We start from the raw sequence: 20,018 nt of genomic DNA, 5'->3' as shown, positions 1-20,018 counted from the left end.
ACCGGGTACGACCGGGGAAATCGGGGAAAGTTGCAGGTCAGCGGCCTAAGCGACCATGTCGAAGAGGTCGAGCTGCTTCGGCTGCCGCTGGAGCCAGTCGTGGGTGCGGAGCGGGCCGCCCGCGTATCCGGGGACGTAGACGAGGCAGGTCCGGGCGTCCGTCCCGACCGCGGCGAAGCTGCCCTCGGGCAGGGGCTCGATCTCGCCGCCGACCTCTTCGACCGCGGCGCGGAACTCGGCGCTGGCCTTGTCGCTCCACCACATCAGCCCGGCGGACATGACGGAGACGAGGATGCCGTCGTCCTTCATGAACCCGATCGCGTGCCTGATGTGGTCCAGGCCGCCGGTGAACGGCGGGTTCATCACGATCCGGTCGAAGCCTTCGGCGTAGTCGAGCGGGTCGAGGCTCAAGAAGTCGCCGGCGATGACCCTCCGCGAGTCGCCCTGCTTGCGCAGCAGGGCCGCGCGGTTCGCGTCGAGTTCGACGCTGTCGACCACGCCCCCGCGCCGGGCGAGTTCGGCGGTCAGTGCGCCCGCCCCGGCCGAGGGCTCCAGGACGGTCATCCCGGCGCAGATCCCGGCCAGATCGCAGACCTGCATGACGAGCTGGTGGGGCGTCGGGAACCAGCCCTGCTCGTACCGGGTGGGGTACTCGCCGGCCGTCAGAAACTGGCGGAAGTCCTCCTCGATCCGGTGCGGGAAGACGTGCGCGCGGACCGCCTTGCGGCCGTCCCACCGGCCGCCCATCTCCTTGAGGACGGTGTTCAACTGCTCGTAGACCACGCGGTCGAGCTCGAAGGGGACGCGCACCAGGTCGCCGGAGATGACGGTGCGGGGGTCGGTCAGGACGGCGAGGACGTCGGTCGGGAAGCGCATGGGGCGGTCCTTTCGGGATGGGGTGGGGCGCCCGCCGCATAGTGTCTGGACACTATGCGGCGGGCATGAGAGAGGGGAGTCGGGTCAGGCGGCGTCGGTCTCGGCGACGGCGGCCGGGTTGATCTCGATCCCACCGGCTCGCACCGAGGCGATCGCCTGCGCCTTGGTCAGGTTGCCGATGACCTGCCCGGCCAGCTTCCGCAGGTGGCCGATGCGCTTGCTGTGGACGTCGACGCCTCCGGCGCCTCCAGCCAGGAGGAGGGCCAGCTCCTCCGGGTCCGCGGTGGCCAGCTCGGCCAGGATCTCGCCCGCTGCCGACAGGCGCTCGATCTTCTTCGTCAGCTTCGCCCGCTCGGAGATGATCCGCTCGCGCTCCTCCTCGGGGACGTCGTGGTCGCCGAGGATCGACTCCTGGACGTCGCCCTTCTTTGCCGGGGTCTCCTCGCTGAGGACGAAGAACGAGCCCTGGGACTCGCGGCGCTCCTCCTCGGTGCGGCACGCCTTGACGAACGCCTCGGCGTCCCGGTCGTTGGCGAATCCGCCCTGGGTGTACCGGCTGAGGAACCGGATCTGGTTCCGCTCGCTGAGCTGCGCCGCGTACCAGGCGAGGTTGACGCCGAGCAGGCCCTTGGACATGGCGTCCTGCGCCGAGTCGCACAGCTTGAGGAGGTCAATGCGCCACCCGACGTACGCCGGGGACTTGCCGCACATCCGGCCGATCTCCTCGATCTCGTACCCGGCGGTCTCCAGGTCCTTGAAAGACTTCGCCTCTTCCATGGGCGTCATGTCCGCGCGGCCGACGTTCTCGGCGACCTGTTTGGCGAGGAGTTCGCGGGAGCCGCCGACCGCGCCGTGCAGGACGAGCGCGGTCATCTCGGTGAGGCCGGCCATCTTCGCCGCGCGCCACCGGCGCTCGCCCATGATGATCGTGTACCGCCGGGTGCCCGTGTCGTACCGGACGCTGATCGGCTGGAGCTGGCCCAGCTCGCGCATCGAGCCCGCCAGTTCCTCCAGCTTCGCCTGGTCGAACAGCTCGCGCGGCTGGTTCGGGTCGCGGTCGATCCGGTCGATCGGGATCGTCTTCTGCGTCGGCGCCTTGGCCTTGGTGTCGGCAACGGTCTCGGCGAGGACTTCCTGGCGCTTGCTGACCTTGGTGGGCTCGATCACCTTCTTCGCGGCCGGGGCCTTCTTCGCGACGGCCTTGGTGCGGGTGGCCTTCTTCGCGGGGGCCGTCTCGGTGACCTCGGTGCTGGCGGTGGTGGCGGTGTCGGTCATGGTCTCCGGCCTCTCGCTGTGCGGTGTGGGGCTTAGTGGGTGGACACTATGACTAACTTCGGGAGACCCCTGGGGTACCGGGTTGGACGAAGAAAGTCGCAGGTCAGAGGGGTTTTTTTCGGCCCCCTCCGGCTGCGCCTCGACCTCCGCCGGGGGCACGTCGACCGGCGCTTGGTCGTCGCCGGTCTCCGCAGCCAGGGCCTCCGCCATCTCGGCCGCGCTCCTGCGGCCGGTCACCATGTCCCACTGGACGAGGTAGGGGTCCGGTCCGGGCACGGACACGCTCCTCGGGTTCGACCGGAGCACCTGGTGCCAACGGCCTCCGGCCTGTACGTAGTCGCCCTTCTTGAAGTCGGACCGGCCCCAGACCTTCGCGGCCTCGGGCTCCCGCTCCGGTGCCGGGTCGGCCGCGGGGGGCTCCTCCTCGATGGGCACCTCCTCCGCCGGGGGCTCCGGCGCCGGCTGCTCGTCGACCACCACTGCGGGCTCTTGCGCCTTCGGCTCGACGGCCCGCAGGAAGCCGCCGCGCTCCCGGGACACCGTCCAGTCGTCCTTGCCGAGCACGTAGCCGCGCTCGTCCAGCACGCGCGTGATCTCGGCCTGGAGCGGCTTCGACCACACCGCCCGGCCGAACTCCTCCTCCACCGTGAGCGTCACGGACTCGAAGTCCTTGTGGGGTCGGCTGTTGCCGTTCAGCCACGTCAGCGTCGCCTCGGTGCCGCCGATCGGGCAGATGACGTGGATCCGCTTTGCCACCTTCGCGTCGCTGGCCGACTTCTTCGGCTTCGGCTTCGCGGCCTTGGCCTCGCGCACCGCGCTGGCCGGCTGTTCCTCCGAGGCCGTGTGAGCCGACTTGGTACCGGGCACCTTCCCGTCCGCGAGGAACGCGGTCATCGCCGCCTCGGGGCAACGGGCCTGCACCTTGGTGTAGTCCGCGCTGTGCGTCCCGACCCGACCGCCGTCGAAAGTGGCGTCCTCCAGGCTCATCACCTGCTTCGGGGCCAGCCGCAGGTTCCACGCGACGCTCAGCGTCTTCGGGTTGACCCGGGCCACCTGATACCAGGAGTTGAGGTAGAGCACGAAGTCACCGGGCGCGAAGTCGTCCGGCTCCCACACCTTCACGCCTTCGGCCTTGGCCTTCTCGACGATCCCCTCCCAGTGGGTGATCTCCTCGGTCAGGTCCAGGATGGTCCGCGCGTGCCGGTCGACGGAGTTCCAGCCCTTCTCCACTGCTTCCGCGTGGTGGCGCTCCAGCTTCCGCAGGTCGGCGCGCAGCCGTTCCAGGCGCCGCAGGGTGAGGTGCGGGTTGTTGCGGTGCTCCGCGTAGTTCTCGGAGGCCGCGGCCCGGTCCGCCCAGTACCTCCCGCGGTCGCGCTCCTCGAACGACTTCCGCATGTTGGTGTGGATCCGCTCCTGGTCACGGCGGGCGCGGCCTTCGCTGTGGTGCCCGACGAGGATCGGCTGGCCGAACTCGAACCGCCGCGAGATCTCGTCCGCCCGGCCGCGCCGGGCGTCAGCTGAGGCGACGGCCCGGCCCGCGCGGTCGCCGAACCGCTCGACCCGCTCCTCGGCGCGTTCCTCGCGGGCGGCTTCGGCGTCCGCGAAGGACCGCCGCACCTCCTCCTTGATCTCGATCGTCACTTCGTGGCCAGCCGCGCGCAGGTCCTCGGCCGCGCCGTTGATCCGCCACATCTGCGCTTCCTGGTCCTGCGATCGCTTGATGTAGAGGCCGTCGACGTTCCGCGAGAACCAGAAGCCGTGATTTCTCACGATCTCGAAGATGCCGTCTCCCTTGCGCGAGCCGGTGAGGATCGTGCCCTGCGCGCGGGTGTGGGTGATGTCGATGAGCGCCATGCGGCGCACCTCCAGAAGTGGGAGTGGGGGCGACGCCGGTCGGCGCCGCCCCGGGGGGGGTCAGTGGACGCGGTTGGCCGCCAAGACGGCGTCCACGATCGGGAAGGTCTGGCCCCACGTGGCGGTCACCGACAGGAACTCGGTGCCGCCGTAGCCGAGGCGGCCGGTGATGGCGGCCTGGCCGGGCAGGTCATCGCTCTTGGGCAGCTCGACGTAGTAGGTGTAGCCGCCGTGGCTCACTTCGGTGGTCCACGCGGAGCGGTTCACGAGCTTCCAGTAGGTCGAGGCGGCTGCTGCGGTGAGGACGGCGGAGATCGTGGCGGCTTCCATGGCTGGCTCCCTGTGGACTGTGACTTATTGGGTGGACACTATGACTAACTTTCGAACGCCCCTGGGGTACCGGGTGTACCGCAGGAAATCGGAGAAAGTTGCAGGTCAGATGCCTACCGTCAGGCGCTCAAGCTCATCCATGAGGCCAGCCGGTGCGCCGAGCGCGCGACCCTCGCTGACCAGCCACCGGAACTCCTGCTGCATCCACACCTGGTGTGCGACGGCCTCCTCGGCGACGGTCACCGCGAGCCGGCGCAGGAAGTCGCGGTCGAGCGCGCCCTTGCTGACGGACCGGCGGACGTCGATCCCGCGCTTGACGTCGCCCTGGCGGATCAGCTGACGGGAGAGGTCCAACGCGTCCTCCGCGTCTCCGGCTTCGGCGACCAGGGTGATTTCCTCGATCAGGGCCTTGATGTTCATGTCGCTCTCCCGTGGGTGATGGTGTTATTGGGTGGACACTATGACTAACGCTGTATCCCCCGAGGGGTACCGGGGTGACGCGAGGAAATCGGGGAAGTTTTCGCAGGTCAGAGTTCTTTGAGGTCAACTGCCGGGCCGTGGGTGACGCGCGCCATAGTGGGCGGGCACTACGGTGGTGGCATGGATCAACCCGAACTCCCCGCACCCTTTGCCGCCCTCGCGGAACTGGCCGGTGAGCCCACCGTCGAGCGGGCGCAGTCCCTCGGCCGCGCCCTCAAGGCCGTGCCGGACCTGGCCGCCTGGATCCGCGAGCAGAGGCGGCTCACCGTCCGGGCGCTGCTCGACATGCCCGAGCACAGCGCCAAGACCCTGTCCGGCCCACTGGGGGTGATCCCGCAGCGGGTCCACGACATCGCCGGCGGCCACCGCGCCTCCGAGGTCGCTGCACCCGAACTTCCCGCCGTCTTCGCCGACCTCGCGGGCCTGGCCGGTGAGCCGAGCGTCGAGCGCGCGCGGAGCCTGGGCGAAGCGGTCAAGGCCGCACCCGGTCTCACGGCCTGGATTCGCTCCCGCAGGCAGCGCAGCGTCCGCGCGCTGCTCGACATGCCGCAGCACAGCGCCGCGACCCTGTCCGGCCCGCTAGGGGTGACCCCGCAGCGGGTCCGCGACGTCGCCGCCGGTCACCGCGCCCCCGAGAACAGGCGCCGGGCAGCCGCCAGGGCGGCCATCGGCTGATCCCCGGGGGGAACGAGGAGCGCCCGCCTGCTGCCCGGTCCGGGCGGCAGGCGGGCGCTGGTCGGGCTGGGCTACTTCCGCCAGCGGCGGTCGTCGGCTCCCCGCTCCGAGTCGGGCACGTCCAGGCCGGCCGTCGAGGCGACCGCCACCGAGTAGGCCACCGCCCCGGAGTGCGCCAGGCACGCGTAGTGCATGTTCTCCTCGGCCGAGTCCACGAAGTACAGCACCGCGTCCGCCGGGCACATCCCGCACCCAGCCACGCCCTTGTCGGGCTCCCCGCTCCGTTCGACGAGGCCCACGTGCCCCTCGCCGGTCCCGTACCCGCCGCTCATCCTGCGGGCCATGTCCAGCCGGGTCGGTCCACTCATTTCGGGCTCCATTCAGGTCACTCATCAGGGTAGGGGCTCCTTCCGCGCGATTCAGCACGAGGCGCCGAAGAGGCCGAGCTGCTCGGCGTCGTCGGGCGCGGTGGTCAGCTCGGGCATCGGGGTGCCGGCCGGGCTCAGCCGGGACGGCTTCGGCAGGTCCGGCCGCGGCGTTGGGCACCCGGCCTCGGCGCGCAGCTCGTCGACCAGCTCGGGCGCGATCCGGTGCTGCTCGATCTCCTCCTCGGTGGGCACCCAGCCCGCGGGGCGGCTGCGGAAGAGGCGGTGCGTGATGCCCTGCACCCGCGCCCACACGTTCCACAGCTGCTCCTCCCGCTCCTCCCAGGCGTGCACCTCGTCCATGGCGGCGTACATCGCTTCGCGCTCGGCCTGGCGCAGCCGCTGCTGCTCGCGGGCGGACGCGTTCTGGTTGGTAGACAGCTCCCCGCCGAGGAGCGGGTGCAGCGGCTCCCGGTCGGCAGGGCCCTTCGGGACCGGGGCGGGCCGGTAGGTCCTCCACAGGTGCAGCGCCTCGCGGCCGTCCGCGGTGACGCTGACCCGCTTGGACCCGGGGCCCAACGGATCGGAGATGACGAGGAATCCGGCGTCGACCAGTGGCCGCAGCCGGCCGGGCTCGACGCGCCGACCCGCGTAGCCGGGCTGGGGGAAGAAGCGCAGCACGCCGTCCGCGCGGTACTGGAGCTGGACGGCCGCCGCGGCGGCCATCAGGTCGGCCTGGTGAGCCGACCAGCCGAGCGCTTCGGCCCGCCTCCGGCCCCACGCCCGCTCGCGGGCCACCTCGAGTACGCGCTCCGCGACGGACCCGGTCGGCAGCTCGTCCGGCTCGGCGGGGGCGGGCTCGGGCTCGACGGGTGCCGACGGGGCGGCCGGGGCGGGCGGCGCCTCGCGGACCCGGGAGCCGTAGTTGGCGACGGTGGTCATTGGGCGGTCACCGTTCGGGTAGCGCACAGAGACGCGGAACGGGTACGTGCCCTGGTCGGCCAGGCGCTCGATCTCGTCGGCGTTGGCGGCGATCGTCTCGTCCGCGTGGCGGGTGAGGGCGAGGACGTAGGTGCCGATCCGCTCGCAGTTGCGGTAGCCGCCGGTGATGCGGAAGTCGTCGCCCTGGGCGAGGCCGAGGCTGCGCAGGATGCGCGCGATGGCCACGGTGGGGGTCTTGGGTGGGGTGGTGGTGCGCATGGCGTCTCCCGGTCGGGTGGTTAGTGGGTGGACACTATGAATAATGCTGGGGACAGGCTGAGGTACCGGTGTCCGGACAAGAAATCCGCAGGTCGGAGCGCTGTCCGTCATCTGTCTGGCCGGTGTCCGGACAACCGCCCGGACACGTCCGGGGACGTGTCCGGCTCAGCCGAAGTCGGCCAGCAGGACGGTCGCGTTGTCGGCGTAGGGCCACGCGGGGTCCTCGGCCTTCGACTGCCGGATCGACGTCTCGACCGCGAGGTCCACGAACTCGGTGGCGACCTGGCGGATCGGGTCGTGCTCCAGCTCGACGTACAGGTCGTTCCCGTCCTCCAGGTGCGGCTCGTACGCGCCGTCGGAGAGCAGGGCGAGGCGGCAAGGACCGTCCAGCGTGACGCTCGCGGTCTCGATCGCCGGGTGGTCGTACGCCGCCACCGCCTCCTCGTCGGTGAGTACGCGGCCGAGGTAGGAGGTGATCCTGTTGCGGTTGCCGCCCTGCGGGTACTGCGCGTTGGGCGGGTAGACCCGGCGCGCGTTGTGGTCCTCGGTCAGCCGCCTGACGATGCCCCGGCGGAGGAGGTACGCGCGGGCATCCCCGCACCAGGCGACCCGCAGCGGCTCACCTGGCACGTGGACGGCGACGACCGCGGCGGCCGAGGGCATCCACCGGGCCACCTCCGGGTCGTGCCGGTCGGGGTCGGCCGCGTAGTCGGCGTAGATGTGGCGCAGGCCGGCCTCCGCGTCGGCCCGGCGCGAGGCGGCGCGGGCCAGGCGGCGGGCCGCGGTGCGCGTCCAGTCGCGGACGGATTCCCTGTCGCCGATGCCGTCGAGCAGGGCGAAGGCGCGGGCGCCGCTGGGCGCGGTGCGGACGGCCGTGGCGTCGCACTGGAAAGAGCGGAGGCCGGTGGCCTGGGCGGTGGCGAAGGTGCGCATGGGGAGTCCGTTCTGTGGTGGGTCAGGCGGCGATGAGGTCGGCGGCGGGCTGGGCGGTGTCGATGAGCCGCCAGATCTCCACGGGGGTGATGCCGTACGGGACGGGCAGCTCAGCGAGCAACTGGCCGCCGTCGAACACCGCGAGCCGACCGGGAAGGTGCTGGGCGGTGCGCGCGCCCCGGTGCGGCCGGTAGACGGTGGGGTTCGCGTCGATCCGGCCGTGGAGCTCCACTTCGGCGGCCAGTTCGGCGTGGTCGGCGTGGATGTCGAGCAGGGCGGTCAGCGCGGCGCGCACCACGTCCTCGTCGCCGCTGTCGAGGTGGCGGGCCTCGGTGACGGCCAGGAGGCGGGCGCGTAGGGCGCGTTCACGGCGGGCGTGCTGCGGGTCGGCGGGCATCAGGTCGGGCATGCCCGGGTTGTAGCCGGTCAGCGGGGCGGAGACGTAGTCGAGGACGTCGGCCGGGAAGCCCTCGGGGGCGGTCGTGCGGGCACGCCACAGGATCGTCTCGGCGCGCTCGGCGATGTCGTGACTGCCGCCCAGGCCGAGGAGGACCGTGGCGGCCTGGCTGAGCTGGCGGGCGGTCAGGCGCAGTTGCTTGCCCTGCGGGTGGGTCTGGGCGCGGCCCCGGATGACGCCGGCGAGGAGGCGGGCGCGGGTGGCGGCCTTCATGTGCTGGTTCATCTCGACGGTCCTCTCGTGGGTCACGCGGCGGTCGCGGTGGCGAGCAGGTGGGCAGCCGCGCCGTGGTAGCAGAGGGAGGTGGCTCGCAGGCCGGCCGGGCAGTTGCACTGGCCGGTGGCCGCGGTGCGGTGGATCTCGGTGCCGTCCTCGGAGACGACGAGGAAGATCCGGTTCGCGCGGAGCGGGACGAGCGCGCCCATCTCCAGCAGTTCGACGGCCTTGGCGATCTGGTACGGCTGGTAGGCGGTCGGGGGGTTGAGCCGGGCGGTGCGGCGCACCATCCGCCTGCACTTGGGGCCGAGGCCGTCAGGGCTGGGGTTGCGGAGGATCCTGCGGCACTTGAGGCACCTGGCGGGGTGGGGGGTGGTGTCCGGTGCGCTCATCGCTGGCCTCGCTTACTGGGTGGTTTGTGGTGACAACTTCATTCTTTCCAAAGTTGACTTTGGAAACTCGGTTTGGGTAATGAGGGGCGGCAAAGAGTTCGCAAAAAGTGCAGTTCAGATGCGTATCTGGCGGCCCAGCTGAACAGCACGACGCCCCGCCCTCCACCTGGGGAGAGCGGGGCGTCGCCTGTGTCCGGACTACTGTCCGGACATGGCCGGCTCGGTATCCGGCCGCTCGCAGGAGCTGTGCTCGTCGCAGTTGCAGCGCCCGCACCCGGCGCACATCTGGTCGGCCTCCAGGCCGCAGGCGCCGCAGCCGCCGGACTCGTCCAGCTCCTCGTCGTCCAGCGCCAGCGTCAGTTTGACCAGTGAGTCCCGGTTGAAGCGGAGCCGGGGCCGGCACCTGCCGTCGCAGTACGCGGTCTGGCCGAGTCCGAGGAACAGGCTCTCGTGGCCCTCGCACGTGTAGTCGGAGGCGTTCTCGGCGGGCGCGACCGTCACCGTCAGGCGGTGGACCTCGATCACGCCGACGCCTTCGATATCCGCGCGGGAGCGGACGGCTCCGGCCTCGAAGATCAGGTCGTTGTTGTCGTCGGGCTGCTCGCCCTGGGCGCGGGCCACGCCGTAGAGCAGGTTGCGCAACTCGCCGCCGTCCTTCGCGGTGAACGTCGTCTCCCGGAAGGCGGGGTGCTGGATCGTGACCTCGTACATGCCGTGCTCCTTCGCGCTGTTCGGGTGTGAGGGGGCGGGCCGCCTGGCCCGCCCCGGCGGGGGTGAGTCAGGCGTGCGGGCGCATCGCCAGCGCCCAGTGGTTCGCCGCCTCGGGCGCGACCGGCTGCGGGCGGTGCGCGAAGACGCACCGGGACGTAGGCCGCAGCGGCTCGACGGCCCACCCGGCGGCGGTGAACCGGTCGACGAGGACTTCCAGCGCGGTGCCGTGCACGCCGTCGTCGTGGCGCCGGGCCAGACCGCGCTCCAGCCAGTAGGCGGCGACCAGGCCGTGACCGCGGGGCTCGACCACGTAGCCGCGCACGGGGACGTCGGTGTCGCCGGGGTCGGTGATGTCGTGCTGGTCGGTCAGCGTCGCGTGCGCCAGGCCGTCAAGGACGCCGAAGGCGGCGCCGACGTCCGGGTTGCCGCAGTGCCTCGGGGCGCAGCCGCGTGCGACGTCCCCCGGCCGGCCGATGTCGTGGCCGGCGCCGATGTCCTCGTTGTCCAGGGCGGCGGCGATCAGGGGGGATGCCGGTTCGGTGGCCGCGGTGCGTTCGGTGGCCAGCTTCTCGGCGGCGGCCACGCAGTAGGAGCAGAACCGTTCGACGTCGGCCAGCTCGGCCTCGGTGAGGCGGGCGCCGGTCCGGCGGGCGCAGATGGCGGGGGCGCCTTCCCCCTGTGCGTAGTGGGGGAGGACACCGGCCGCGCTCTTGACCGGGATGACGCCGGCCAGCTCGTGGAGGGGGAGCGTGTGGCTCATGTGGTGGCCCTTCGGGTGGTGGTGAGTGGTTCAATCACCATCATACCCAAATGGACTTTGGTAAACCAAGTTGGGAAATGTTTTCGCAGGTAGAGGCACCCCAAGTCCGCTACGGCTACCGCGTTTACGAAACTTCACTTGTGGAATACTCCGGCTATGGCCACCAAGAAGCCCCCGCGTCCCCCGTACGAGCCGAGCAAGCACATGCGTGACGCCTTGGCGGCCTTGGCGGCCGAGAAGATCGCCCACAAAAAGAAGCGGCAGGCCACCCGCAAGGCGGTCGCCGACGAGCTGCGCGTCTCCGAGCAGTCGCACGCCCGGGTCGCCGAGCACACGCCGTGGACCGAAGAGACCGTGCGCAGCATCGCCACCGAGTACCAGGTGCCGGCGAAGACGCCCGGGAAGACGCCACCGCCGTACGAGCCGAGCCCGGAGTTCACTGCCGCACTGGCCGCGTGGGAGAAGGCGGAGGACAGCTTGGGGGAGAAAATGCTGGCCGCGCGGAAGGCAGTCGCCGACGAGCTGCGCACGTCCGGCGTCTCCCAGGCCAAGGTCGCCGCCCACACCCCGTGGACAGAGGTGACCGTCCGCACGATCGCCCAGGAGTTCAACGTCCCGCCGCTGCGGAAGCCGACGGTGCGCTCGATCCGCGACTGACCCGGGTCAGCAGGCCGCAGAGGAGGACTGACGGGCGGTCAGTGGGATTCGGCGTAGTGCTCGTCGATCGCCGCCTCGACGCGCGCCTGGTAGGCCAGGCTCCTCGCCTCCGCGTTGAGGCTGATCATCTCGCCGATGCTGTCCTGGCCGGGCTCGATAGCGACGATGAGGCCCAGCGGCCCGGGGTCGGTCGGCTCGTCGTGGAACCAGCCGCACCCGCGCGGACAGCGATAGCGGGCGATCTGACCGGCGATCCGCGTCCGCAGGAACTCCGGCATGGGCATGGTCGTCACCGGCGGCGGCTCCGGGCGTTCCGCTGCCCGCCGGGCCGCGAGGAGGTCGGCGGTCATCTGCGCGGCGATCTCGGGCCGGGCGAAGTGCTCGCGCGTCAGGGCGTCGAAGTCGTCGTCATTCACCGGGGCGCCCCTGTGGCGTCTGCGCGCCAATCTCGGTGATGGCCGCTTTCACCTCGACGGTGACCTGCTGGACGTGGGCGCCGAACGCCTTCTTGTCCCCCTCGGGAAGGTGACCGGCGACGGTCGAGGCCATGCTGACGTACTCGCCGATCAGGGTGTGCACGAGGGAGACGAGCGGCGCGACGCGGGGGTCCGCGACGGGCGCCGGGCTGGGTGCGGTCATGGTGACCATGATGCCGTCCGGCGCCCCCGCCGGATCGCGGCGCGGTCAGCCGCGCTGCCCCGGCTCGCGCTCCGCCGCCTTGGACTTGATTCGGGCGATGTCCACCTTCGCCCGCGCGACCACGGCGACGACCGCCACCCCGCACCCGCCGAGGAGCACCCACACGAACGCCGTCGTACCTGCCATGCCGCCGCCTCTCACCGAGCCCCCGGGGCGGGGAAGCGTACAACCGCCGGACGCGCCGAGGGCCGCACACGGTTCGTGTGCGGCCCTCGGTCGTGACGCGTACGGGGGTGGGGTAGAGCCGGGCTACGTGCTCCGGATCAAGATCGCTACGGCGAAGAACAGGAACAGCGCGCCGCCGACGATCCACTGAATCGGGGGCACGTCGCTGAACCGGAACGGCTCCGGCGGCTGCTCGTCCTGGGCGGCGCAGTGACAGCAACCGTGGCAGCTGTGCGGCGCCGCGGCGTGGTGCTGGCGCCCTGCGGGGTGCTGGTGGCTCATCGCCTTACCCTCCGTCAGTTTCAGATCACTTATCCCCATGATGCTCGATTTGCCAGGCGGTCGGGTGCCCATTGGGGTCAGGCACCCAGCGCCAGCCGCGGGCCAGGTCCTCCGCCGTCCACTCTCCGGCCCCTCTCCGCGGCTCTCCGCTTGCCGAAGAGTTTGCAGGTGGGAGCCGGTCTCCGCCCCCCGGAGAGTGGTCTACGAGGGGCCCAGGAGCATCCCCTGGGGAGGGCAGTGGCGGGAGCTGTGTGCGGGGCACTCCGGCGCGGCCGGCGACCCCCCTCGCGCGGAACTTCTTGGAGGGGTCATACCCGGCCCGGACGAGGGTGGCGCGCAGCTCCTCGTCGGTGGCCTCGGAGAGGGCCGGGAGCGCCCTCCGCATGGCCGGCCGGAGGTCCTTCAAATGCACCCCGTTCTCACCCCCGATTTCCTTCCGAATGAGCGCGGTCAGAGGGTCCTCGGCGGGGGCCTCGTCGGCCTCCTCGTCGTCCTCTTCACCGGCCTCCGCCGAGGACTCGACGGGGGATTGCGCGGAGGTGGCCGCCGCGGGGGTCGGGCGGCGGGCGGCGGGCCGGGCGAGCAGACCCGGCCGCGGCTTGTCGGCGGGGGCCTCCTCCTCGACGTCGACGGGGGACTCCTCGGTCTGCGCGGAAGCCTTCCCGGCCGCCTTCCCCTTCGGCTTGGCCTTGCCGTCCTTCGCGCCCTTCTTCGCTGGGGCTTTCTGCTCCGGCGCCTTGATGTCGCCTCGGGCGGCCAGGACGACGCCGGCGAGGACCAGGGCGAGGATCACGTACGGGGCCGCCGGGTACTCCGTGGACAACTTGTACGCGGAGTACAGGACGAACCCGGCGCCGGCCAGGCGGGCGCCGACGCTGCCCTGCTTGCCGATAGCGCCGCTGAGCCAGGCTGCGGCGAGGGCGAGCAGCACGCTGATCCCCCGGGCGTACCAGGCGAGCATCCGGCCGAGGTTGCGGAGGAAGCGGCCGAGGAGGCGGAGCAGCGGCGGGGCGGTGTGCTTGGTGACCTGGACGGCGAACGGGCCGAGTTCGGCGAGCGGGCGGATGTCGTAGTACGGGCGCAGGTCCGGCAGGGTGAAGCCGTGGTGCCCGGCGGGCTGCTCGTCGTCTGCGCCGTCGTCCTCGGCCGCGGGGTGCTCCTCCTCCCCCGTCTCGTCGTCGGCTGCTGGGGCGGCCGGAGGCGTCAGCGGGGCGGGGGCGGTCTGCACGGGCAAGGCGCTGTGGACGGGGATCGGCCACCTGCCCGCGTCGTCGCTGTCGTCTAGGTGGCCGCTCATGACGCGAGGTTCGAGGCGATAACGGCGATCTTGTCGGCGATGACCGTCCACTCGCCCCCGGCGCCAGCCGCGACGTACCAGAACACGATGCCCCACATGGCCACCTGCCGTGTCGTCAACTTCTTGTACGCCATGATCGCGGCCATCGTCAGCGCGAGCCCGGCCATCGAGTAGTTCGGGAAGGTCTGGCCGAACATCCGGATGCCGTCGTTGACGAGGCTGGAGACCAGGTTGAACGGGGGTCCGGCATTTCGGTACTCCGACCCGGCCACCATCGACAGGAACAGGGCCATCCCCCACCCGAGCGGCTTCAGCCTGCCGCCGGGCTGCGTGCCGAACCAGATGATCACGGTCAGGGCGCCCGCGAGTCCGGCTGTGCCCAGGGGCGAGCCCAGGAAGTTGTTCATAGCTGCGTCTGCTTCCGTTCTGGTGGGTCAGGGGCCGTCAGATGGTGGGAGTGCCGTACAGCAGCGCGCCGATGATCATCGAGACGAGGGGGACGCGGGCGAGGAAGGCCAGCGGGGGGAGCCAGTCGCGCGCCTTGTAGTCCAGGGCCCAGATGGAGCCGGCTGCGAAGTACCAGACGAAGACGTAGGGCGCGGTCCAGGAGTGGTAGGTGGTCACCAGGTGGGCGACCTCGGCCGTGAAGAACTGGGGCGCACCCACCGCGAAGCCGAGACCCAGGGCCGCCCCGTTGTAGAACAGGTGCCGCTGCTTCTTCGATCGGCCGGTCCACGCCTCGTGCAGGGACTTCTTCCGCTCGTCGGACGACTTGGCGTAGACCGGACGCCCATACGTCGTCTTGCCGGAGCCCTTGACGGACCAGCGGCGGCGGATGGCCGGCGGGACGGTGTCGTCCCCCTCCGCGTCCTCCTCGCCTTCCTCCGCGTCCTCCTCGGTGACGTCCTGGAGCTCGTCGTAGTCGTCCGGGACGGGAAGCTGTGTCTCACAGGCGGCGCACCAGAAGGCGAGGAGCTGACCCGTGACGCTGTTCCGCACCTCGTGCGGGGCGGGGTGCGCGCACACGGTGTAGTGCGGGACGCCGTTGATCCACTTCACCTTGTCGGTCCCGGCCGGATCCGTGGAGACCCGCAGCGTCTTGTCCTGGTCCCACCAGTTCGGGACGTGGTGCCCGCCTCCGGTGACCTCTCGGCCCTTCCGGGCGGGCGGGACGGCCGGCGGCTCAGCCGGCACAGGGGGCACGGCCGGGGCGGCGGCCTCCGGCTCCGGCTCGGGGTCGGCCGGTCGCCGGACCTGGAAGACGTCGCGCACGCGGAACGCACGGTCCTCCGCCGGGGCCTCGCCGGAGGGGTCTTCGTCCTCGGCGGGCCGCGCGGCGTCCTGGAGGCGCTGGAGCAGCCTGGACGGTCGCAGGTCCATCGGGTCAGCGCCTTCCGTGCGGCGGGAACAGGGCGGTGGCGCGGTCGCCCTGGTGCGTGCCGGCGGCGGCGCGGCGGCGGCCGATGCTGCGCAGCACCGCGGAGACGCGGCTGGCAGGGACGATGCGCACGCCCTCGACCAGCAGCTCCCCGCCCTCGACGGGGGCGCCGTGCATGGCGACGACCCGCACGACGGCGCAGTCCAGGACGCGGGCGACGGTGTCGGCCTCGTGGCGCAGGCCGCGCAGACGGCCCGTCACGTCCCGGTTGCCGTGGAGGAGTCGGCCGCCGACGACGCGCACGCGGAACCGCCGGTCCCACTGCTTGCTGTCCACGACGAACACAACGCCGCTGCGGCTGACGACCAGGTGATCCACGTTGGCGCGGCCGGTCGGCAGCGCGCGGTCGTGGAGGACGGTCCAGCCGAGGGTGCGGAGCGGGTCCAGGAGGAGGGCGGTGGCCTGTTCTCCTGCCGCGCCGATGTCAGATCGGTCGGCCAGACGTCCGCGCGCGGTGCTGATGCCCAGCAGCGAGGCGAGCCGGACGAGCGGGGTGCGGAGCTTGCGGGCACGGGCAATGCCGGAGGCGCCGGCACCGGGCCGACGCCCGTTCCGGTTGTGGCGGTACCAGAAAACGGCGCCGGCCACGGCGAGGACGAGCGCGAGGGTCATGATGGCCCCGCTTGGCTCGGCTTCTCGTCCGCTAGGGCACTAAGGATCTCGACCAGTAGAAGATCGCCCTGCGCGATCGCCGAGGTGATGATCCCGGTGACATCTTCGTAGGGTTTCTCGGCGGGATGGCTCAGGACGTCCTTCAGATCCCGCTCGCCTTTCTCGGCCACAGCGGTCAGAGCGTCAGCCAGATCGGCCGTGGAAAGCGTGGCGATTAGCTTCAAAACCTGGGACAGGTCGTGAGTACCTTGCTCGGCTGCGGCGGCCAGAGCCTCAGCCTCATTCGGGAGGTCATGGGTCATGAGGTCTTCCGGTTCTTTCGGCTCGGGTCTTCACGCTGGGCGGAGCGCCGAACGGTGTCGGCCAGGCTGGAGCGGTCGGGGTGGCCAGCCGCCAGGACGGCGGCGTGCAGATCCGCGTCGCTGACCGTTGCGTCGGCCTTGATCCCATTGCGGACGATCACGGCGATTGACGGGCGGGTGATCTCGGCGACCGGCGGTACCGGGGCCTGGTGCTCCGCGTCTGCCGGGGCGGCCGGGGTCTCGGCCGGGGCCGTAGCAGGAGGGACGACCGGCGGGGCGGTCGGGTGAGCAGGAGCCGCCGGAGCGGCGGGCGCCAATGTCGTCGCCTCCGGGGGCGTGGCGTGCAGCCTGCGGTTGGCCTGCGCGTTGCTGAGGATCGAGGCAGCGGCCTGGACCTCCGGGCCGCCGACCGCGCGCTGATAGGCCGAGCGGCGGTTGAGGCGCAGCAGGCGGGCACTCAGCAGCTCCCGACTGGCAAGCTCCTGCTCCCGCTCGGTGACCCAGTGGGCGATGCCCTCGTCCAGCGGCACGGCGTGGTGGCGGATGAGCAGCCACCACGAGCCCTTGGTCACCATGTCGATGCAGGCCCCGACGACGCCGGCCTCCGGCTGGCCCATCGTGTGGCCGTAGAGGGCGACGGCGCCCATGCTCAGCAGCAGGGTGGCCCACCCGGCGGTACGGGCGGGGCGGGCGCGCTCCGGGCTGATGCGGTTGAGCCACTCGATCCCGAGGCAGCACACCCAGGACAGGGTGAAGACCACGCCCATGCCGTACGCCACGGGCGACACGAGCATCCGGGACAGCAGGCCGCCAACGCTGGCGGTGGTGGCCACGACGGCGATCACGGTGAAGGCGACCGCCACGGTGGTGATGCCGCGGAGGATCAACTCGTCCCACTCCTTCGGAGGGACCGGCTCCCACGCGTCGTACGGGACCTCGCGCGTGGAGGGGATGCCTTCCAGCACGGTCGTCACCTGGCGGTGACGGGTCACCTTGCGGTACTTCACGCCCGGGATGCGGGGCTCCTGCTCGGGGGTCTCTGTGCTCATCTGGTGCGCCCTTCGCACTCGGTGGAACTGGTCAGGGGCCGGGCCGGGCCCGGCCCGGTCGACGAGGAAGGGGCGGCGGACGTGGAGCTAGCGGCGGCGCCAGCTCCAGGGGAATCGGTCCGTCCACTCCTGGCCATCGCGTGCGACGGCCGGGGTGCTGCGGCGGTGGGCCTTCGCGCGCTTGTTGCGCTGCTCCACCTGTTCGGGCGTGGGGGGCGACCCCCAGCCGGTGGTGACCTCGTGACGTGCCATGGGGATTGGTCCTTCGGGGAGAGCGGCCGGGCCCGCGCGGGGCCCGGCCGCAAAGCGGGAGCGTCAGGAACAGGCGGGGCAGCGCTGCGAGGGCGGTCCCTCGAACCGGCGGCTGCACAGCTCGCACTGCCAGTCGCCGGCCATCAGCACGGCCAGGCGGCGAAGCCGCCTCATCACGGCGCTCACCTGCGCAGTCCGCTCAGGACCGCCCGGTTGTCGGCCTGCTGGGCCTCGACCGGCCGGTGCTGCTCCCGGTCCGCCTGCGCCCGCTCCATCAGCTCGACGGGCGAGGCGGTCAGGTCCTTGTCCACGGGGGTCGTGTCGCTCATCGCCCGGCCCCCGCTTTCCGCTCCGGCGCGCGGCGAAGGAGCTCGTCCGCGTCGGGGTCGGAGTCGCCCGGGTGCGTGGTGGTGGTCATCAGGACCGCTCCGATCCGGCGGCGTTGCTGCCCCCCGCGCGGGCGTCGGCGTCCGCGTCCTTGACGGCTTGGGGGTCGCGCTGGGCGGCCCCGTTGCGGTAGTCGTCGCGGGCCTTGTCCTGCTCGTCGGCGGCGCTCATCGGCCACCACCCAGGTCGTGCCAGCCCTTGCACTTGCCGCACACCCACTGCTGGCCGTCGCGGGTCATCGGCCGACCGCAGCAGGTGGGGGTGTCGGACCCCTCAGGCTGGCGGGGGATGACCGGCCGCGGGCCGGGGGTGGGCGCGGGGCGCGGGCCGGGGATGCTCGGGATGACCCGCTGGTTGTCGTCCTCGGACCACTCGACGCCGGCCGTGGTGAGCGTGCGGCGCAGGCGCAGCGCGTACTCACCACGGGTGATGTCGTCGGTGACCTCGGGCGCGGCGGCCAGCGCGGCGCGGGACAGCTCGCCGGTGCCTCCGTTGAGGCTGCGACCGGAGGCGTTGTACGCCTCGGCGCCGATGGTGACCACCAGCGCGCCGGGGTCCAGGACCTCGGTGGGGTGGACGTTCGTGAAGTGATCGGCGACCGCGAGGAGGACTCGGTCAACGTCCTCTCGGTTCACGGCGTTCAGATCAGTAATCTGTGCCATGCGTCAGCTCCTGTCTGTAGCAGGTCTGGCGTGGCCCCCGGTCGGCGTTTTCGAGGCCCCGACCGGGGGCCGCTGTGCAACTCGGTGTTGCTTGCACGACTGTATGGGAGTCCCATACAGTTCTGCAAGCGGCCACGGCAGATAAGGAACCGAATGGCCGAGGAGGAACCAGGTGGCGAGGAGGAGGCGCGGCGCGTGTTCGACGCACTGGACGCGTTGGCAGCCATGGAGGACCCGTCAGCGCGGGCCAGGGCGATCAGCGCCTTTCTGCGGCAGCAGCAGAAGCGCATCAAGGTGCTCAGCGAGTTGCGCCGCGAGTACGTCCTCGCTCAACGAGCCCTGAAAGTGCCTCACCGCACTCTCGCCGCCGAGCTGGGCGTGTCGCTCGCCACCATCCAGGACATCGAGCGCGGCTACTCCGGATCAGGACGCAGCCGCCCAAGGACGACGGGGAAGGCAAAAAATGCAGGTGAGGACAAGGCCGGAAACGGCGGCTAGTCCAGCGGTCGGGGGGACGATCGCTCACCCCGGGGGCGCCGACGACGCGGCCCTCTGGCGGCTCTTCGACGCGGCCGGCGCCCTCGACGTGGCCTGACCGGGCCCCGACGCACGGCGGCCCCCTCCATCCAGCGTGGAGGGGGCCGTTGCCGTGTCCGGACACTGTCCGGACGGTGTCCGTGCTGCTCAGGTGGTCCGGCCGCCGGCCGCGACGGCGGCGGCCCCGGCGATCCACACCCGGTGCCAAGCCTGGTCCACGAGCGGGCCGGCCGAGGGGTCGCGCGTCAACCAATCCTGCTTGCCCGCCGCGTGGAGGGCGCGGACCAGGAGCGGGGCGGCCGGGCCGGTGTCGGCCCAGTGGCCGGCGCAGCGGTCCGCGAGGTAGTGCGTTGCGGCGGACAGCGCGAGGCCGGCGGCCGCGCGGCGCCAGCGGAGCCCGAGGCCGAGGTACCGGTCGGCCGCGTAGAGCGCGGCGGCCTGGACGGCTGTGTAGGAGGCGACGTGTCGCGCGCAGGCCGCGGCCCCTTCCAGGCCGGCCTTGCCCTTGGCCTTGGCGTCGGTGTCCCGCTGGATGAAGTAGTCGCCGAGGTCGTGCCCGGCGAGGAGAGCGGCGTACGCCGCGGCGGCCTTGATTCCGGGGTGGGTGGTCATGCTGCTCCTTGGTCGGCAGGTGCTTCGACGTAGCGGAAGAGGAGTGCGGTGTTGCCCACCTGGACCAGGCCGTCCAAGCCGGGCCAGGGGTGGGAAGTGGTCGCCGGCAGCGCGTTGCCGACCGCGAGGAGGACGGACGGGGCGTCCGGGTCGGTCTCCGGCCAGGAGTCCTCCGCGGCGGGCTGCCAGCGGACGAACAGCATGAAGAGGTCCGGGGCGTCCTCGTCCTGCTGGGGGGTGCGGATCTCCACGACGGCGAGCGTGTCGAGCTGGCGGAAGTCGCGGCCGAGCCGGTCCAGGGCGGCCGGGTCCGGGTGGTCCGCGGCGGCGGTGAGCCCGACCAGCGGGGGCATGTGCTCGTCCTGGAGGGCGTAGGCCAGGGTGATCGGCGGGTCGAAGGTGTGGGTGGTGGCGCGGTCGTGGTCCGGCAGGCCGTCCGCTCCCACCGGCGTGAGGGTGACCCCAGTGCACGGGGCGTAGTCGGAGGTGCTGGTCTCGGTGTCGTCGTACAACACGGCTGGGCTCCTTGCGTCGGTGTTCATG

30 protein-coding genes are annotated in these 20,018 nt (G+C 71.7%); 3 read left to right on the top strand and 27 right to left on the bottom strand.

Features of this window, described 5'->3' with window-relative positions; all coding sequences use genetic code 11:
* Nucleotides 1–45: 45 nt before the first annotated feature.
* The 4 genes from RLT57_RS32795 to RLT57_RS32780 form a co-directional block, all read right to left on the bottom strand.
* Nucleotides 46–876 carry a methyltransferase gene (locus tag RLT57_RS32795; protein ID WP_311301397.1) on the bottom strand — a complete coding sequence of 277 codons (831 nt, stop codon included), beginning with the start codon at nt 874–876 and terminating at the stop codon, nt 46–48.
* A gap of 84 nt (nt 877–960) precedes the next feature.
* Nucleotides 961–4,005: a ParB/RepB/Spo0J family partition protein gene (locus tag RLT57_RS32790; RefSeq protein ID WP_311301396.1), complete on the bottom strand. Its 3,045-nt coding sequence runs from the start codon at nt 4,003–4,005 to the stop codon at nt 961–963.
* A gap of 60 nt (nt 4,006–4,065) precedes the next feature.
* On the bottom strand, nt 4,066–4,335 hold the full coding sequence (locus tag RLT57_RS32785) for a hypothetical protein (RefSeq protein ID WP_311301395.1): 270 nt from the start codon (nt 4,333–4,335) through the stop codon (nt 4,066–4,068).
* Between the two features lie 105 nt (nt 4,336–4,440).
* Complete coding sequence (locus RLT57_RS32780; protein WP_311301394.1) at nt 4,441–4,755, bottom strand: hypothetical protein; 315 nt, start codon at nt 4,753–4,755, stop codon at nt 4,441–4,443.
* Nucleotides 4,756–4,935: 180 nt separating this feature from the next.
* On the opposite strand from RLT57_RS32780, the gene RLT57_RS32775 reads away from it, so the two are divergent.
* Complete coding sequence (locus RLT57_RS32775) at nt 4,936–5,490, top strand: hypothetical protein (RefSeq protein WP_311301393.1); 555 nt, start codon at nt 4,936–4,938, stop codon at nt 5,488–5,490.
* Between the two features lie 71 nt (nt 5,491–5,561).
* On the opposite strand, the gene RLT57_RS32770 is transcribed toward RLT57_RS32775, so the two are convergent.
* The 7 genes from RLT57_RS32770 to RLT57_RS32740 all read right to left on the bottom strand — a co-directional run bounded on the left by RLT57_RS32770 (nt 5,562) and on the right by RLT57_RS32740 (nt 10,524).
* The gene (locus RLT57_RS32770; protein ID WP_311301392.1) at nt 5,562–5,858 is read right to left on the bottom strand and encodes a hypothetical protein; all 297 of its coding nucleotides are present in this window, start codon (nt 5,856–5,858) and stop codon (nt 5,562–5,564) included.
* A gap of 51 nt (nt 5,859–5,909) precedes the next feature.
* Nucleotides 5,910–7,055, bottom strand: coding sequence for a hypothetical protein (locus RLT57_RS32765; protein ID WP_311301391.1), 1,146 nt, complete (start codon nt 7,053–7,055; stop codon nt 5,910–5,912).
* 165 nt (nt 7,056–7,220) lie between these two features.
* The gene (locus tag RLT57_RS32760) at nt 7,221–7,988 is read right to left on the bottom strand and encodes a protein phosphatase 2C domain-containing protein (RefSeq protein ID WP_311301390.1); all 768 of its coding nucleotides are present in this window, start codon (nt 7,986–7,988) and stop codon (nt 7,221–7,223) included.
* Nucleotides 7,989–8,010: 22 nt separating this feature from the next.
* Nucleotides 8,011–8,670: a hypothetical protein gene (locus RLT57_RS32755; protein ID WP_311301389.1), complete on the bottom strand. Its 660-nt coding sequence runs from the start codon at nt 8,668–8,670 to the stop codon at nt 8,011–8,013.
* 20 nt (nt 8,671–8,690) lie between these two features.
* Nucleotides 8,691–9,053: a hypothetical protein gene (locus RLT57_RS32750; protein ID WP_311301388.1), complete on the bottom strand. Its 363-nt coding sequence runs from the start codon at nt 9,051–9,053 to the stop codon at nt 8,691–8,693.
* 198 nt (nt 9,054–9,251) lie between these two features.
* Nucleotides 9,252–9,764: a hypothetical protein gene (locus RLT57_RS32745; protein ID WP_311301387.1), complete on the bottom strand. Its 513-nt coding sequence runs from the start codon at nt 9,762–9,764 to the stop codon at nt 9,252–9,254.
* A gap of 67 nt (nt 9,765–9,831) precedes the next feature.
* Nucleotides 9,832–10,524, bottom strand: a complete 693-nt coding sequence (locus tag RLT57_RS32740; RefSeq protein WP_311301386.1) for a hypothetical protein — start codon at nt 10,522–10,524, stop codon at nt 9,832–9,834.
* Between the two features lie 156 nt (nt 10,525–10,680).
* Here RLT57_RS32740 and RLT57_RS32735 point away from each other — a divergent pair, with 156 nt between their 5' ends.
* Nucleotides 10,681–11,181, top strand: coding sequence for a hypothetical protein (locus RLT57_RS32735; protein ID WP_311301385.1), 501 nt, complete (start codon nt 10,681–10,683; stop codon nt 11,179–11,181).
* Nucleotides 11,182–11,219: 38 nt separating this feature from the next.
* Here the strand turns inward: RLT57_RS32735 and RLT57_RS32730 are convergent, their stop codons facing one another.
* The 14 genes from RLT57_RS32730 to RLT57_RS32665 all read right to left on the bottom strand — a co-directional run bounded on the left by RLT57_RS32730 (nt 11,220) and on the right by RLT57_RS32665 (nt 18,326).
* Entirely contained in the window at nt 11,220–11,597 is a 378-nt protein-coding gene (locus RLT57_RS32730) for a hypothetical protein (protein WP_311301384.1), read from the bottom strand.
* Entirely contained in the window at nt 11,590–11,820 is a 231-nt protein-coding gene (locus RLT57_RS32725; RefSeq protein WP_311301383.1) for a hypothetical protein, read from the bottom strand. The genes RLT57_RS32730 and RLT57_RS32725 overlap by 8 nt, the downstream gene beginning before the upstream one ends.
* Nucleotides 11,821–11,865: 45 nt before the next feature.
* Entirely contained in the window at nt 11,866–12,006 is a 141-nt protein-coding gene (locus RLT57_RS32720; RefSeq protein ID WP_311301382.1) for a hypothetical protein, read from the bottom strand.
* A 123-nt stretch (nt 12,007–12,129) separates the two neighbouring features.
* Nucleotides 12,130–12,327, bottom strand: coding sequence for a hypothetical protein (locus tag RLT57_RS32715; RefSeq protein ID WP_311301381.1), 198 nt, complete (start codon nt 12,325–12,327; stop codon nt 12,130–12,132).
* A 25-nt stretch (nt 12,328–12,352) separates the two neighbouring features.
* Nucleotides 12,353–13,624, bottom strand: coding sequence for a hypothetical protein (locus RLT57_RS32710; RefSeq protein ID WP_311301380.1), 1,272 nt, complete (start codon nt 13,622–13,624; stop codon nt 12,353–12,355).
* Nucleotides 13,621–14,031: a hypothetical protein gene (locus RLT57_RS32705; RefSeq protein WP_311301379.1), complete on the bottom strand. Its 411-nt coding sequence runs from the start codon at nt 14,029–14,031 to the stop codon at nt 13,621–13,623. The genes RLT57_RS32710 and RLT57_RS32705 overlap by 4 nt, the downstream gene beginning before the upstream one ends.
* Nucleotides 14,032–14,068: 37 nt before the next feature.
* Nucleotides 14,069–15,004, bottom strand: coding sequence for a hypothetical protein (locus tag RLT57_RS32700; protein ID WP_311301378.1), 936 nt, complete (start codon nt 15,002–15,004; stop codon nt 14,069–14,071).
* Nucleotides 15,005–15,008: 4 nt separating this feature from the next.
* Complete coding sequence (locus tag RLT57_RS32695; protein WP_311301377.1) at nt 15,009–15,674, bottom strand: nuclease-related domain-containing protein; 666 nt, start codon at nt 15,672–15,674, stop codon at nt 15,009–15,011.
* A complete protein-coding gene (locus tag RLT57_RS32690) occupies nt 15,671–15,976 on the bottom strand; it encodes a hypothetical protein (protein ID WP_311301376.1) in 306 nt (101 codons plus the stop codon). The genes RLT57_RS32695 and RLT57_RS32690 overlap by 4 nt, the downstream gene beginning before the upstream one ends.
* Nucleotides 15,973–17,025, bottom strand: coding sequence for a hypothetical protein (locus RLT57_RS32685; RefSeq protein WP_311301375.1), 1,053 nt, complete (start codon nt 17,023–17,025; stop codon nt 15,973–15,975). The genes RLT57_RS32690 and RLT57_RS32685 overlap by 4 nt, the downstream gene beginning before the upstream one ends.
* A gap of 87 nt (nt 17,026–17,112) precedes the next feature.
* Nucleotides 17,113–17,277, bottom strand: a complete 165-nt coding sequence (locus tag RLT57_RS32680; RefSeq protein ID WP_311301374.1) for a hypothetical protein — start codon at nt 17,275–17,277, stop codon at nt 17,113–17,115.
* Between the two features lie 182 nt (nt 17,278–17,459).
* The gene (locus RLT57_RS32675; protein WP_311301373.1) at nt 17,460–17,606 is read right to left on the bottom strand and encodes a hypothetical protein; all 147 of its coding nucleotides are present in this window, start codon (nt 17,604–17,606) and stop codon (nt 17,460–17,462) included.
* Between the two features lie 88 nt (nt 17,607–17,694).
* A complete protein-coding gene (locus RLT57_RS32670) occupies nt 17,695–17,835 on the bottom strand; it encodes a hypothetical protein (RefSeq protein WP_311301372.1) in 141 nt (46 codons plus the stop codon).
* On the bottom strand, nt 17,832–18,326 hold the full coding sequence (locus RLT57_RS32665; RefSeq protein WP_311301371.1) for a hypothetical protein: 495 nt from the start codon (nt 18,324–18,326) through the stop codon (nt 17,832–17,834). The genes RLT57_RS32670 and RLT57_RS32665 overlap by 4 nt, the downstream gene beginning before the upstream one ends.
* Nucleotides 18,327–18,521: 195 nt before the next feature.
* Here RLT57_RS32665 and RLT57_RS32660 point away from each other — a divergent pair, with 195 nt between their 5' ends.
* A complete protein-coding gene (locus RLT57_RS32660; RefSeq protein WP_311301370.1) occupies nt 18,522–18,824 on the top strand; it encodes a hypothetical protein in 303 nt (100 codons plus the stop codon).
* A 186-nt stretch (nt 18,825–19,010) separates the two neighbouring features.
* Here RLT57_RS32660 and RLT57_RS32655 read toward each other — a convergent pair whose 3' ends face one another.
* The gene (locus RLT57_RS32655; RefSeq protein ID WP_311301369.1) at nt 19,011–19,475 is read right to left on the bottom strand and encodes a hypothetical protein; all 465 of its coding nucleotides are present in this window, start codon (nt 19,473–19,475) and stop codon (nt 19,011–19,013) included.
* Complete coding sequence (locus RLT57_RS32650) at nt 19,472–19,990, bottom strand: hypothetical protein (protein WP_311301368.1); 519 nt, start codon at nt 19,988–19,990, stop codon at nt 19,472–19,474. Before RLT57_RS32650 ends, RLT57_RS32655 begins: the two co-directional genes overlap by 4 nt.
* Nucleotides 19,991–20,018: the final 28 nt, after the last annotated feature.

Origin of the sequence: Streptomyces sp. ITFR-21 (genome assembly GCF_031844685.1) — a bacterium.
Lineage (GTDB): Bacteria > Actinomycetota > Actinomycetes > Streptomycetales > Streptomycetaceae > Actinacidiphila.
This window is presented reverse-complemented; position numbering and strand designations above follow the sequence as displayed.